The organism is Listeria sp. MAN/IMW/UF555 (assembly GCF_058684075.1).
On the sequence record NZ_JBZWZS010000001.1, the window covers coordinates 478,643 to 492,981 of the forward strand.

At 38.1% G+C, this 14,339-nt stretch carries 10 protein-coding genes and 1 other annotated feature; of the genes, 1 reads left to right on the top strand and 9 read right to left on the bottom strand.

Annotated elements, in window-relative coordinates:
• Positions 1-36: 36 nt before the first annotated feature.
• The 8 genes from AC4PG8_RS02315 to AC4PG8_RS02350 all read right to left on the bottom strand — a co-directional run bounded on the left by AC4PG8_RS02315 (position 37) and on the right by AC4PG8_RS02350 (position 13,011).
• Entirely contained in the window at positions 37-711 is a 675-nt protein-coding gene (locus AC4PG8_RS02315) for a uracil-DNA glycosylase (protein WP_070753268.1), read from the bottom strand.
• 105 nt (positions 712-816) lie between these two features.
• Positions 817-4,017: an MMPL family transporter gene (locus AC4PG8_RS02320; protein WP_185484217.1), complete on the bottom strand. Its 3,201-nt coding sequence runs from the start codon at positions 4,015-4,017 to the stop codon at positions 817-819.
• 15 nt (positions 4,018-4,032) lie between these two features.
• Complete coding sequence (locus tag AC4PG8_RS02325; RefSeq protein WP_033533107.1) at positions 4,033-4,485, bottom strand: MarR family winged helix-turn-helix transcriptional regulator; 453 nt, start codon at positions 4,483-4,485, stop codon at positions 4,033-4,035.
• Positions 4,486-4,581: 96 nt separating this feature from the next.
• Entirely contained in the window at positions 4,582-7,992 is a 3,411-nt protein-coding gene (locus AC4PG8_RS02330; RefSeq protein ID WP_492169983.1) for an FtsX-like permease family protein, read from the bottom strand.
• Between the two features lie 13 nt (positions 7,993-8,005).
• On the bottom strand, positions 8,006-8,707 hold the full coding sequence (locus tag AC4PG8_RS02335) for an ABC transporter ATP-binding protein (protein ID WP_003761859.1): 702 nt from the start codon (positions 8,705-8,707) through the stop codon (positions 8,006-8,008).
• 154 nt (positions 8,708-8,861) lie between these two features.
• Positions 8,862-11,270 (bottom strand): phenylalanine--tRNA ligase subunit beta, encoded by a 2,409-nt coding sequence (gene pheT, locus AC4PG8_RS02340; protein ID WP_185570848.1) that lies wholly within the window; start codon positions 11,268-11,270, stop codon positions 8,862-8,864.
• Positions 11,270-12,322, bottom strand: coding sequence for a phenylalanine--tRNA ligase subunit alpha (pheS, locus tag AC4PG8_RS02345; protein WP_003761856.1), 1,053 nt, complete (start codon positions 12,320-12,322; stop codon positions 11,270-11,272). Before pheS ends, pheT begins: the two co-directional genes overlap by 1 nt.
• Before the next feature lie 45 nt (positions 12,323-12,367).
• Positions 12,368-12,596, bottom strand: a binding site (T-box leader).
• Between the two features lie 91 nt (positions 12,597-12,687).
• The gene (locus AC4PG8_RS02350; protein WP_003721618.1) at positions 12,688-13,011 is read right to left on the bottom strand and encodes a winged helix-turn-helix transcriptional regulator; all 324 of its coding nucleotides are present in this window, start codon (positions 13,009-13,011) and stop codon (positions 12,688-12,690) included.
• A gap of 156 nt (positions 13,012-13,167) precedes the next feature.
• On the opposite strand from AC4PG8_RS02350, the gene AC4PG8_RS02355 reads away from it, so the two are divergent.
• The gene (locus AC4PG8_RS02355) at positions 13,168-13,527 is read left to right on the top strand and encodes a DUF6054 family protein (protein ID WP_492169984.1); all 360 of its coding nucleotides are present in this window, start codon (positions 13,168-13,170) and stop codon (positions 13,525-13,527) included.
• Between the two features lie 43 nt (positions 13,528-13,570).
• On the opposite strand, the gene AC4PG8_RS02360 is transcribed toward AC4PG8_RS02355, so the two are convergent.
• Entirely contained in the window at positions 13,571-14,329 is a 759-nt protein-coding gene (locus AC4PG8_RS02360; RefSeq protein WP_070753274.1) for a TrmH family RNA methyltransferase, read from the bottom strand.
• Positions 14,330-14,339 lie beyond the last annotated feature (10 nt).

Here is a 14,339-nt window from a genome sequence, read left to right on the forward strand (position 1 = left end):
AAAACGCCCCGTCAGATAAAGACGAGGCGTTTTTAATTATATAGAAGGAATTTGCCAATCAATTGGTTTGATGCCATTTTGCTCTAGGAAGTGATTTGTTTTTGAAAAATGTTTGCATCCCATAAAGCCGCGTGAAGCTGAAAGTGGGCTTGGATGAACGGATGTGAAAGCAATGTGTTTTGGATTTGTGAGTAGCTGTAACTTCTCTTTTGCATTGTTTCCCCAAAGTAAAAAGACAACGGGTTCTTCTTTCTGGTTAATCATTTCAATAATGCGGTTTGTTAGCAGTTCCCAACCTTGGCCACGGTGCGAATTGGCTTGACCAGCGCGAACGGTAAGAACTGTGTTCAGTAAGAGCACGCCTTGATCCGCCCATGGTATCAGATAGCCATTGTTTGGAATCTCACAATTTAAATCATTATGTAATTCTAAATAAATATTTTGTAACGATGGTGGAATTTGAACACCTTTTTGGACTGAAAAAGAAAGACCGTGTGCTTGCCCTGGTCCGTGGTATGGATCTTGACCAAGTATAACTACTTTTACATCTTTATAAGCCGTGTGTTTTAAAGCATTAAAAATATCATACATATCAGGAAATACTCTTTTGGTTTGGTATTCATTTTTTAGGAACTGGCGAAGTTTTAAATAGTATGGCTGGTTAAACTCATCTTTTAATAACTCATCCCAGTCATTTTCGAGTTTTATCATTTGCTTCCTTCCTCCTTTATTCATCTCTATACCCATCTTAGCAAAATAACTTTTTAAATTAAACTAAAAACCGCACTCCTCGATTAAAGGAATGCGGTTTGTTAATTATTTTTTCGGTGGTACGTTTTCTTGATGATCGCCTTTTCTTGTGATAAATGGCCACCAATTACCACGACCGAATAGTTTAACCATAACTGGTACGAATAGTGGTAAGATAACGATGGCGTAGAGCACTAAGCCAATCAGAACTACTGTTGCGATTTCAAGTAAGGAAAGGACACCTGCTGGCATCATCGCGGCGAATGTTCCACCGAGAATGATCACTGCGCTGAAGATAACGCCGCCCATATTTTTCATCGCTTTTATCATTCTATCACGAACGGAAAGCCCATTATATTCATTAAATCGTGACATAAGGAATATCGAATAATCGATACCGAGTGCGACGAGTACAACAAATCCGAAGAACGGGGTTGCCCATGTTAGTCCACTATAGCCGAGAATTCGCATAAAGATTATTTCTGCAAATCCAAGTGCCGCAAAGTAAGTTAATACAAGTGATGCGATAAGGTAAATTGGCATTACAAGTGAACGTAAAACGATAACAAGGGTTACGAATACACTAGCTAGAACGATAACAAGTACTAAATGATAATCGGCTGTTGACATATCTCTTGTATCGTAGTTAGCGCTAGTCATTCCTCCAATACCAATTTTGGCATTTTCTAGTTTTGTGCCTTTCATACTAGCTGCGAGTTGTTCATTAATGTCATCTATGGAATCCATTGCTCCATTCGAATATGGATTTTTTGTCAAAATAACATTAATCGTAGCTAGTTTTCCATCAGAAGAAATATATTGGTCTAGTACTTTTTGGAAGTCAGCGTTTTTTAATAGTGCATCTGGTACATAAATTCCAGAACTTGCGTAAGGAACTTTCGACCAATCATCAATCAATCCATTAGCTGTGTTTAGACCACTTTCAACTTTTCCTAATCCATCAGCTCCTGAAGTTAAGCCATTTGTTAGTTCACCCATTTGCCCGCTAATTCCGGCAAAACCTTCTTTTAGTGCACCTTGTCCTGCTGCAATTTGAGATAGGGCGTTAGAGATTTCAGGCATTTTAGAAACGACTTGACCTTGACCGTCTGCGGCTTGATTTAGACCGTTTTCTAATTGATCGAGTCCAGTTTCAATCTGACCAAGTCCAGTGCCAAATGCGCTTAGGCCGTCTGAAATTTGTTTGGACTGTTCATTTAATTGGTTCATTGCGGTTGCTAATTGTTGAATACCTTGATTTAGTTCTTTCATTTTTGCTTGAAGAGCGGCCATTTGTTGTCCTGCAGCTGTTTTTAATTCATTACCAGCTGTTTGTAGACCTTGTATATCAGCCGCTAGTTTTTGGAATTTAGGATCATTTCTTACTTCTGGATGTGCTGCTGCGAATGTTTGGAACGATTCCCCGATTTTCTTAAATTGTGCTTCGAGCTTGGATGTGTCAATTGCTGGTGAATTGGGATTTCCAAAGCCTTTTAATTGATCTGCTACATTTTGCAAGTTTTTCTGAATTTCTACGTAACCTGCTTGAATTTGTGCTTCTCCATTTTGAAGTGAAGCGAGTTGTGACTTGGCTTCTGCTACTCCTTGTTTTAAATCTCCTGCACCAGTTGCGCCACTTTCAATTCCTGTTTGAATTTGAGCGAGTGCAGCTTGAAGTTGATTGATGCCTTGCTCGGTTGCCACGGTACCTTTTTGAAGGTCGCCAACTCCAGCAACTGCTTTATCAAGAGCTGGTTCTGATTTTTTAAGTTCTGAGCTAGCAGAATCTAAGCCTTTTTTGACTTCACCTACTCCGTCAGTTGCTTGTCCAACGCCGTCATTTACTTGTCCAGCTTGATTTTTAATGTAAATATCATCGACACGTTTTCCTGCTGGACGTGACGCGCTCATAACCATATCAATACCTTTTAAGTGAGATAAATCATCGGAAATTTTTTCGATTTGCGCAATGTATTCTGTTGTACGCATGTTATCGTCATTTTCGATAAAAACTTGTGTAGGCGCGACTTGTCCTGCTCCAAAACTATCTGAAACGATTTCAAATCCTTTTTTAGAAGGATACTTATCACTAATTTCATCTAATGAGTTAAATGATTCTGTTCCTGTATGCAACAAAATTGGTGGCAATGTTATAGCTGCAACGATGAGTAAAGCAATCCACGGTCTCGCAAATGTGAATTTCCCAGCAGCTCCCCACACTTTATTTTCTTTATGGCTAATATTTTTATTTAATGGCCAGAATAAATGGGTTCCGAGCGTACTCATAAAGAATGGTACGAGTGTATAAAGTGCTGCGAGTAAGACGACAATACCGACACCAACAGCGACTGCGGAACGATATAAATCAAATTGAACGAAATAAAGCGAAGTGAAGGCAACGAGTACAGCTACACCACTATAAATAACTGTTTTACCCGCTGTACGATAAGTTGCATGAACAGATTCTCTTGGATCTAGCCCTGCTCCCATTTCTTCTTTAAATCTACTCATTAAGAGAATACAATAGTCCGTCCCAATCCCAAACATAATACACACCATAAATATTTGCGTATAGGTCGAAACAGGGAAATTAAAGATGTCAATTAAGAAAGCGACCGTGCTTTGTGCAACGAGATAACTTATTCCCACGGTTAAAAGTGGAATGAACGGCGCTACTGCAGATCTAAATACAAGGAATAATACGACTAAAATAAAGACAACTGTGATGCCTTCTGTCTTATGTAAACCGTCTTCTGAACCTTGAACAACATCTTCTTGAATTAATTTATTTCCTGTTAAGTAAGTATCAACGCCTTTAACATCCATTTTTTTATCTAAAGCGTTTCGAATGCTTTTAACAGAGGCATCTGTGTCATCTACAGTTAGACTTGCTACCATCGTTTTACCGTCTTTTGATAAGAATTTATCTTTTAATTCGGGTTGATTAAAACTTGATACAACGTTGGTTACGTGAAGTTCATCTTTATTTTTGTCAATGGAATCTAGTGATTTTTTAATATTGTTTAACTCGGTTCCAGTTAACTTGTGGTCAGCTGTGTACACCGCAATGTATGCTGAACCTTTGTCATCCGGATTGTGTTTCTTTTGCATTTCTGTCGCAAGTGATGACGGATAACCATCAGGCAGTTTTAATTCGCCTTTTTCGCGTACAAGATCTGCCATGGGTGGTGCGATAAACATTAATACGACTGCTGCTGCAAGCCAAAATGCTAAAATGGCCCAGCGGAGTTTCATAATCCATTTCATGCCAAATCTCTCCTTTTATTTTTTCGGTTTGACAACTGACTTGGTAATTTTTTGAAACAACTCAAAAAATTGCTCGCTGTCTTTTTCCCCTAGAATTTCAAGCCATTCATTTACGAGTAACTCTAATTGTTTTTCACACTCTTCGTAAACGCTATTCCCTTTTTCTGTAATGGTTAAAACAACGGCGCGCTTATCATGCTTGTTTCGTTCTCGTCTAATGTAGCCTTTTTCTTCTAGTTTTTTTAACTTTGGTGTAATTGCGCTTTTATTTACATTTAGACAAGCAGAAAGTTCTGTAGCGCTTATTTCATCACCAGTAGCTATTTCTCGCAATACAAAAAATTGTTCAATCGATAAGTCTACTGTATTAGCTGAAATTTCAGAAATAGCCTGATGTATATGTGTCATCGCGAATATGTAAGTTTGTTGGTAACTCTTTATCAGTTGTTTCACTTTTTGCTTTTCCAAATAAAGTTCACCCCCTTAACTATTTCCAAGTTTAAGCTTTATTTATTTTGAAGTCAAATGAAAAGAACTTGCTTAAATAGCAAGTTCTTTTCAAGGTTATTCTACGGATTTAAGTGCTTCAATCATATCAATTCGTTTAAGTTTAATGTGCATCACAACCATGACGATGGATGCAAAAACAAGGGTAAGAATGCCGGAGAATAGATAGCTTGTCCAATCAATTGCAGGGCTGAACATCATTTGATCGACTTCTGCGGTCGTGATAATAAATCGGTGCAAGAAGAAGCCAAGGATAAATCCAGCGACAATGCCCATCAAGGTTAAAATGATATTCTCTCGGTAAACATACATTGTCACTTCTTTTGGATAAAAACCGAGTACTTTGATAGTGGAAAGTTCCCTGATACGCTCTGATACATTAATATTTGTAAGGTTGTATAAAACGACAAAGGCTAGTAGCGCTGCCGATGTAATTAATACGACAATGACAATATTTAAACTATCTAGAGTATCCGTTAGCATCGAACTTATATTGTTTGAGAAAGTAATCGTTAAAATAGATTTACTATCTGTTAATTTTTCTGCGAACTCAGTTTCTACTTTTTCAGAAGTGTCTTTAAGCATTAATAAATCTAAATTGTAACTAGGTTTTTCGTCAAATATTTGTTGATAATACGTTGGTGTCATGTAAATATAGTGCATTGCATAGTTTTCTGTAATAGCGCTAACTTTGATTTTGTACTTATCGTTCTGCGCATTTTTTACAGTAATCGAATCGCCTGGTTTTATATCGAATAATTTAGCTAGTTTTTCACTAATTATTGCGCCATCATCTGTTAGCTTTTCTGTTGTGTGACTAGCACGGTCACGCAACACGATATAGTCTGGTAATTCGTTTAAATTTTTAGGGACAATGATGGAACTCGCTTGTGCAGATTGCCCTGATTTGACTGCATCAATATTTGTTTGCGACATCGCTAGTTTACTTTTGATATTAGAATCTTCCATTAGGTTATCGTACGTTTCTTTTGCTGTTGGTGGAGCGCTCATATCTTGATAAACTGCTGCGTCATATTTCATTATTTGACCGTACTGCATTTTAGCTATATCACTAATGGAATTTCGTAGTCCAAAGCCAGTAAGAATTAGCGCTGTACAACCGGCAACACCGAGTACTGTCATTAGCATCCGTTGTTTGTAGCGGAAGAGATTTCTTGCTGTTACTTTGCTCGTAAAATTCATTCGTTTCCAAATAAAGCTAATTCGTTCTAAGAAAATTCGTTTGCCGATTTTTGGAGCTTTCGGACGCATTAATGTAGCTGCATTCGCTCTTAGTTCTGCCCGACACGCTGCATAAGCGGTGAAAGTCGTACAGAATAATGCTACACAAACGGATAATAAACTGTAACTCCAGTAAAATCCAATGTCGACAGCTGGCATTTCATACATTGTTTTATAAGCATTAAAGATAATATTTGGGAAGAATTGGAAACCGATTATAATTCCAACGATACTTCCGCCAATACTTGCAATCGAACCATAAACAAGATATTTCAAAATGATGCTACCGTTCGAATAACCAAATGCTTTTAATGTTCCAATTTGCGTTCTTTGTTCTTCTACCATTCGAGTCATTGTTGTTAAACAAACAAGTGCTGCGATTAAGAAGAAAAAGATTGGAAATGCCGTGGATAAAGAAGTTAAACGATCGGCATTTTCTTTATATTCGCTATAACCTGGATTATCGTTACGATCAAGGACATAGTATTTCGGTAGTTTAAGTGCATCGAGTTTTTCTTGGCCAATTTTAACGTCTTTTTCGGCGCTAGCTAATTTGGCTTCGGCTGCCTTTTTCTCTTTTTCAAATAGTGCGAGGTTTTTATTGTATTCTGCTTGACCATTGTTTAATTTTTTTAGCGCATTTTGTAATTCTGCAGCGCCTGCCTCTTTGCCCTCAGCCAATTTTTTCTTAGCGAGGGAGATTTTTTCTTGACCGGCTTGATATTTTGCTAATCCCGCTTGATACGCTATTTTTGCTTGCTCAAGTTGCTGTTGTTTACTAGCTAGTGTTTTTTCGCCTTGCTCTATTTTTTGTTTTTCTTCATCTAAAACTGTTCGAGCCGATTGATAGGCATTTTCACCTTCAGCAACTTGTTTAAGTGCAGCGTTCAGAGCTTCCCGGATTTGTGCATCGCTAATGGCTCCATTTTCATAATCATCGAGCAAAGTGTTAATGGTTTCTTCGTATTCGGCGAGCTCTTCAGCTGAAATATCAAGTTCTGAAGCCGCCATGTTGAATGCATTAGTTAAGCTTTCTCGGTCGATGTCAAAAGCTGTTAAATCAGGTTGTTTTAAAGCATTTTCTAAGGTTGATCGCGCATTTTTTAAGTATCCATTTGCTGTATTGAGGATATTATTGGCCTCATTCCATGCAGCTAGGCCTTCTTTTAATTCTCTTTCAGCTTGTAAAATGGCTTCTTCGCCTTGATTAATCTGTATTTTTGCGGCATCTAATTGTTTTTTGGCGTTCGCTAGTTCCGCTTCACCAGAAGCAATTTCTGATTCACCTTGTTTAATTTTGGCATCATAGCTGACTTTTGCTGCATTGTACTTGGAAAAGCCTTCATCCAATTGTGCTTTTGCAGCATCTAGTTTGGCTTGATTTTTTTGTAGTTCTGCTTTTCCTTTATTGATTTCAGCTGTGGCATCATCTAATTTTTTTTGTTCGCTCGTTTTAATTTTATTCAGTCGTTTTTCTGGTTGTCCTGCTAAAGCTTGCTCCACTTTTTTGTTATCTTTTTTCTCCGTGCGAATGTAAGCATCACTAAAAGCTTCTTTATCCGCTAGATTATTAAAAGTGAGACTGGCAATAGTGTATTCTGGCAAATCAAAATCTTGTTCTGGAATCACACCGAAAGCGTCTGTTTTTCCTTTTCCAACAGTACTTGATCCCCGTTCGGATTTTTGGATGTATGCGGGTGAACGAACAAAGCCAACTACTTTATACGTTGATTTTTTAAGTGTATGGGTTAATTCACTTCCATCATTTTTAACAAAAGTTACTTTGTCGCCGATTTTGATGTTGTCTTGAATAACTTTGTTGTTATCCAGAGCAATCTCACCTGATTTTTCCGGCAAACGACCACTTACTACTTTATATTTATTTAAATTATCACTTGCAGAGCTTGAATATAATTTTGTAACGATGTTGTTTTCTTTCATTAAAGTATCTGCTGTATATCCTAAGTCTACTTGAGCGACTCCCGAAATACCTTCTAAAGCTTCTTTATCCGTATCATCTAGTCCATATGTTGACTGGACATTGAAATTGGCGAGTTGATACTTATTAAAATAATTGTCTGCTGTTAAAAGCATATCCGGTCCAGTTGCTTTTAGTCCGGAGAAAAAAGCAACACCTAACATTATCAGCATAAAAATTGAAATAAAGCGGCTTTTTGAATGCCATATTTCTCGGTAGATATCTTTCCATAAAGCTGAACGTTTCAATGCTTGCTCCTTTCTACCATTCTAAATCATCAATGGACATTGGTTCCGTATTTTCTTTGATGCTCCGAACTTTTGCATTATTAATTTCAATTATTCGGTCTGCAATTGGCGTAATCGCTGTATTGTGGGTGATAACAATAACTGTTGTACCAGTCTTTTCGCAAGTTTCTTGTAATAATTTTAAGACTGATTTACCCGTATCATAATCAAGGGCGCCAGTTGGTTCATCGCATAAAAGCAATTTGGGTGCTTTAGCTAATGCTCGAGCAATTGCAACCCGTTGCTGCTCACCGCCAGATAACTGAGCCGGGAAGTTATCTAATCTATGACTCAAGCCAACTTGGGTTAAAACGGTTTCTGCATCTAATGCATTTGGCGCTATTTGTGCTGCTAATTCCACATTTTCTTTGGCAGTTAAATTAGGCACTAAATTGTAAAATTGGAAAACGAATCCGACATCCGTGCGGCGATATTTAGTTAATTGTTTTGCGTTATATTGAGCAATATCCTGGCCATCTACCATGATACGCCCTTCACTGGCACTGTCCATTCCACCAAGGATATTTAATACGGTAGATTTCCCAGCACCTGAAGGACCAACAATAACTACAAATTCCCCTTTTTTAATTCCAAAATTAATTTTATCATTAGCTGTAACAACATTTTCGCCCATTTGATAGAATTTAGATACGTCCTTCATTTCTACATAGGTCATTTTATTCGTCCTTCTTTTGTTTGTCATATTTAACCATTATAACATGTGTTATTTTAGTTAGTGAAGTGTTAAAACAGGCAAGATTTCCACTGTACAAAAAAAGAACCAAACTACTCGAAAATGTTTTCCAAATAGTTCAGTTCTTTTTAGTTAACTAGCGGATAATAGCATGTAGTTTTGCTTGTAATGCTTCTACTACTTTGTTAGTTGCTTTTTGTACATCTTCTTCGACAAGTGTTCTTTCGCTATCAAGGAAAGTTAACGTATAAGCGAGTGATTTTTTGTTTTCGCCTAAACTTTCTCCTTCGAAAATATCAAAAAGTTCAATGTCGACTAAGAGATTCCCGCCGTGCTCTTTGATTACTTGAGAGATTGTAGCATGGTCAGTATCTTTATCCACCAGTAAGGCCAAGTCGCGTGTCATTTCTGGGTAGCGTGGAATTGGATGATAAACTACTTTTTCTTTCGTTGCATCAAGTAACGCTTTTACATTAATTTCAAATACATACGTTTCTTTTAAATCGTAGCTTGCTTCCACTGCTGGATGAAGCGCTCCAAGATAACCGATTTCTTTTCCTTCTAACTGGATGCTTGCTGTTCTTCCTGGATGCAGTTCTTCTTTTTCGATTTGCTTCCAGTGCAGTTCGGCTTCGATTCCAAGTTTGTTCACTAAACCTTCTACAATTCCTTTTAAAACAAAGAAGTCTACTGGTTTTGGTGTTTTTTGCCAATCAGCCGTGTGCCAATTTCCTGTAATTAAGCCAGCTAAATGCTCTTGTTCGATTGGTAAATTATCACCTTCTGTTGCGTAGAACACGGTTCCCATTTCATAAAGTGCTACGTCCATATTTTTACGAGCAATATTATAACTTGCGCTACGAATTAATTGTGGGACGATACTTGTTCTTAAATGGCTATGTTCTTCACTCATTGGCATCGAAAGCGCCACTGTTTTTTCATCGGATAACGCTAAACGAGTCGCATCTTTTTTGGAAGTTAAGGAATACGTTAATGCTTGGTTAAGTCCCGCTCCTTCTAAATAAGCGCGCATTACACGACGAGCTTTTTGGCTGTCAGATAATCCACCGGTTGTGCTCGTTGCTGGAAGTGTGACAGGAATTTCATCATAACCATAAATACGTGCAACTTCTTCCAAAATATCCGCTTCAATTGTAATGTCCCAACGTCTAGTCGGTACTTCAATAATTAATGTGTCTTCTTTAACTTCTAATACAAATCCTAAGCGATCAAAAATCGTTTCTATTTCGGAAAGGGAAATCTTCGTTCCTAAAATACGGTTAATACGTGTTAAGCTTGTTTCGATTTTATTTACTGCTTTTTCACGATTATCTACTTCTACTACGCCGCCAACAAGCGTTCCGCCGCTAAGTTCAGCGATAAGTGCTCCGCCGTGTGCAAGTGCTTTTTCTACTTTCCAAGCATCAGAACCTTTATCATATCGAATACTTGCTTCTGTACGTAAATATAATTCGCGAGATGCTTTTCCAACAGATGAACTACTGAAAATAGCTCCTTCCAGTGCCACAGTTGTTGTCGTTTCAGTTACTTCAGAAAACTCTCCGCCCATAACTCCAGCAATTGCTATCGGTTCAGTTCCATTAGTAATAACAGTGTGCCCTGTTTGTAATGTTCTTTTCTCGCCATCTAGTGTTGTAATTTCTTCTTGGTCTTTTGCGGAACGAACGACGATTTTTTTACTGCCGATTTTATCATAGTCAAACGAATGCAGTGGTTGTCCGTATAATAAATTAATGTAGTTTGTTACATCGACTACGTTATTATGTGGACGGATGCCTGCTTTCATTAATTTTGTTTGAAGCCAAAGAGGTGATTCTTTAATTTCGATGTTTTCAACCATTTTAATAGCATAATAAGGTGTTTCTGTTGGATTTTCTACTTCTACAGAAATAAAATCGTCTGCTTTACCTTTTTCAGATACATCGGGCTCGGTTGGTTGCGCTGGCTTTTGATGGATAATTGCGCCTACTTCATGAGCTACGCCGTTCATACTTAATGCATCTGCGCGGTTTGGTGTAATTGCCATATCGAGAATCGCATCATCTAAGCCAAGTAAAGTAACTGCGCTCACGCCTGTTTCAACATGCTCTGGTAAAACGTAAATGCCGTCCGCATAAGCTTTTGGTACAACTTTACTTTCAAAGCCAAGTTCAGCAAGTGAGCAAATCATTCCTTCTGAAACTTCGCCGCGTAATTTTGCACGTTTGATTTTAAGTCCGCCTGGAAGTCTTGCACCAACTTTGGCTACGATTACTTTTTGACCTGCAGCAACGTTTGGAGCTCCGCAAATAATTTGAACTGGCTCTTCTTCGTCAGTTTGGACAAGGCATTTGTTCAATTTTTCTGCATCTGGATGGCGTTCGCATGATAATACTTCGCCTACCACGACATTTTTCAAACTAGCGCTTAATTCTTCTACGCCTTCAATTTCAATTCCGGTTCTTGTAATTGCTTCTCCTAGCTCTTCCGCCGTTAACGGGAAGTCTTGGAAAAATTCTTTGACCCAATTATATGAAACTAACATTAGATTTCCCCCGTTTCTGTGCTTTGGAATTGCTTCGTAAAGCGTAAATCATTCGTATATAAGTGGCGAATATCATCCACTGCATATTTCAACATCGCAACACGTTCAGGTCCTAAGCCAAAAGCAAATCCGCTGTAACGAGTGGAATCAATACCGGACATTTCTAGTACGTTTGGATGTACCATACCGCTTCCTAAAATTTCAATCCAACCTGTTCCTTTACAAACGCGGCAACCTTTACCACCACATTTGAAACAAGAAATATCCATTTCAACAGACGGCTCAGTGAATGGGAAGAATGATGGACGAAGGCGAATTTCGCGTTCTTCACCAAACATAGTTTTAGCGAGGACAGTCAGCGTCCCTTTTAAATCAGCAAAAGTGATGTTTTCACCAACAACTAGCCCTTCGATTTGCGTAAATTGGTGGGAGTGAGTTGCATCATCGTTGTCGCGGCGGTATACCTTACCTGGACAGATAACTTTGATTGGTCCCTTAGAGAAATCATGTTTTTCCATTGTTCTTGCTTGTACAGGTGATGTTTGAGTACGTAATAAAGTATTTTCTGTAATATAGAAGCTATCTTGCATGTCACGAGCTGGGTGATCTTTTGGAAGGTTTAATGCTTCGAAGTTATAGTAATCCAGTTCTACTTCTGGTCCTTCTGCGATTTCATAACCCATACCAATGAACATATCTTCCATTTCTTCAATTACTTGTGTTAGTAAATGTTTTGTTCCGATGCTTGGCGCTGTGCCTGGTAAAGTAACATCGATTGTTTCTGATTTTAATTTTTCATTAATTGCTGCTGTTTCCAGAATTTCTTGTTTGCTGGAAATCGCTTCTGTTAAGGCTGTTCTTACTTCATTAGCAAGTGAACCCATTTTTGGCCTTTCTTCTGCGGAAAGTTTTCCCATTTGTTTCATGATTTCGGTCATCGGGCCTTTTTTACCAAGGTATTTTACCCGTAAGTCGTTCAATGTTTTTAAGTCTGCTGCTTCGTTAATTTGCGTTTCTGCTTCACTTTTCAGCGTTTGTAATTGCTCTAACATACCGTTCACTCCTTCTTTTTAGACAAAATAAAAAAGCTCTATCCACAAAGGGACGAGACTTCTCGCGGTACCACCCTAATAAGAACAAAATTTGTTCCCACTCAAAATTCGATAACGGCTTAGTAACCGGACCACCTTCACACAAAACGTGCTTCTCGGGGGGCGACTCCAGAGGTGAAATGTTCGCAAATTCGTTTGTAAAGTGGCTTTCAGTCTATGACCACTTCTCCCTATACAGACTCACTATGCTACTTGGCTCTTTCATTGTCTTTACTTATTTAGATAGTTTCTATTATAGTATGGTTCTACGAAAGATTCAAGCTAAAAAATAATCTCCCCATATTAGTTGGAGAGATTATCTCTTTTTAATTAGGTACTTCCACCCATTTATCCGCCCAACACTGGACTTCAAGCATTACTTCTTGGAGTGCTTTACCTTTTTCGGTTAGTTCATATTCAATGCGTACAGGAGTTTCTGGATAAACTTGTCTTAAGCAAATATCCATTTCCTCAAGTTCCTTCAAACGTTCTGCAAGCACCCGATCACTCATTTGTGGGATCTCAGCGGCAACTTGTTTAAACCTTTTTGGACCAGTCAGTAAGACATTGATGATAAGTCCAGTCCAGCGTTTACCTAATAGTTGGAACGCCGATTCAAACTTCGGACATACTGTATGTGCATCAGTCATAATTCTCACCTCTAACGTTATTGTACCATATCTATCATCAGAAAGTAACTAATAAATCTTTTGTTGCTTATATTTAGTAAGTCGAAATATAATTGACCAAAGTATCCTTCTGACTTAAAATATAAGTAAGATAGATTAATGAAGGAGGCGTCTCTCATGCCATCTATTCGCTACATTGTTAAAACAGATGTTTCAGAAACCTTCGAAATAATCAAAGCTGGTCAAGTAGGGTCAAATATTGTATTTTCCGAAATTAGAACATTTGATTTTGGAGAACTAGCGACACTTGCTTGCGAAAAATTTTACTTCCGTTCTTCTAATCGAGCGGCATTATTTGTTAACATTAATAATTTCCACGGAGAAACAGAAGTAACGATTATCTCAACAGGTAGTTCGAACGGCTTCTTTACTGGGATTGACTGGGGCGCTGCGTTTGATTATATGCATAGTGTCGTAGCTGATTTAAAACGCGTCGCAATTCGTGAAGTAAAAATGAAAAAACAAGAAGAGATTTAAAAAAGTGGTTGATAAGTTCATTCCGACTTATCAACCACTTTTATTATTTTCTTAAACCATAAAGTAAAATTCCGGCTGCTACAGCTACATTTAATGATTCACTATCACCGTAAATTGGAATATATACTTTTTCGGAAAGTCGATCTTGTAATTCTTCTGATATGCCGTTTCCTTCGTTTCCAACCATTAAGGCTAATGTTTCACGCTTTGGCATATCATTGAGTGATTTGGCTTGGTCATCTAAAACTGCTCCAATCACTGGAACACCTTCTTCTTCTAAATTCGCCACCCACTCAAATAAATCTGCTTGAATGACAGGAATATGGAAGTGACTCCCCTGCGTGCTACGAATAACTTTTGGATTATAAAGGTCTGCACTGCCTCTGCCTAAAACGACACAATCATATCCAGCCGCATCAGCAGTTCGAATTAACGTGCCGACATTACCCGGATCTTGTACTGCATCGACGAGTAACAATTTCTTACCATATAAAAGCATCATGTCTGGCTCTGATATAGCAACGACAGCAAATACACCTTGTTCTGTCATTGTGTCACTAATTAGATGGCTGATTTCGGAACTAATTTCAAAGACATCATAGTCGCCTTTTAACCACTCTTCTGGAACAGAAACACCACTTGAAACAAGCAGCTCCAGTACTAAACCATCTTGACGTAACGCTTCTTCCACTAAATGAAAGCCTTCCACCAAATAAGTTCCGGTTTTATCGCGGCCTTTTCTCGTTTGTAGTTTCTTCCATGTTTTGACACGGTCGTTTTTTACTGATTGAATCTGTTCCATAAAAGTTGTC

What these genes read in the sequence shown, in the direction of transcription:
- AC4PG8_RS02315 (WP_070753268.1), bottom strand. Translation starts at nt 711, where the DNA reads ATGATAAAACTCGAAAATGACTGGGATGAGTTATTAAAAGATGAGTTT.
- AC4PG8_RS02320 (WP_185484217.1), bottom strand. Translation starts at nt 4,017, where the DNA reads ATGAAATGGATTATGAAACTCCGCTGGGCCATTTTAGCATTTTGGCTT.
- AC4PG8_RS02335 (WP_003761859.1), bottom strand. Translation starts at nt 8,707, where the DNA reads ATGACCTATGTAGAAATGAAGGACGTATCTAAATTCTATCAAATGGGC.
- pheT (WP_185570848.1), bottom strand. Translation starts at nt 11,270, where the DNA reads ATGTTAGTTTCATATAATTGGGTCAAAGAATTTTTCCAAGACTTCCCG.
- pheS (WP_003761856.1), bottom strand. Translation starts at nt 12,322, where the DNA reads ATGTTAGAGCAATTACAAACGCTGAAAAGTGAAGCAGAAACGCAAATT.
- AC4PG8_RS02350 (WP_003721618.1), bottom strand. Translation starts at nt 13,011, where the DNA reads ATGACTGATGCACATACAGTATGTCCGAAGTTTGAATCGGCGTTCCAA.
- AC4PG8_RS02355 (WP_492169984.1), top strand. Translation starts at nt 13,168, where the DNA reads ATGCCATCTATTCGCTACATTGTTAAAACAGATGTTTCAGAAACCTTC.
- AC4PG8_RS02360 (WP_070753274.1), bottom strand. Translation starts at nt 14,329, where the DNA reads ATGGAACAGATTCAATCAGTAAAAAACGACCGTGTCAAAACATGGAAG.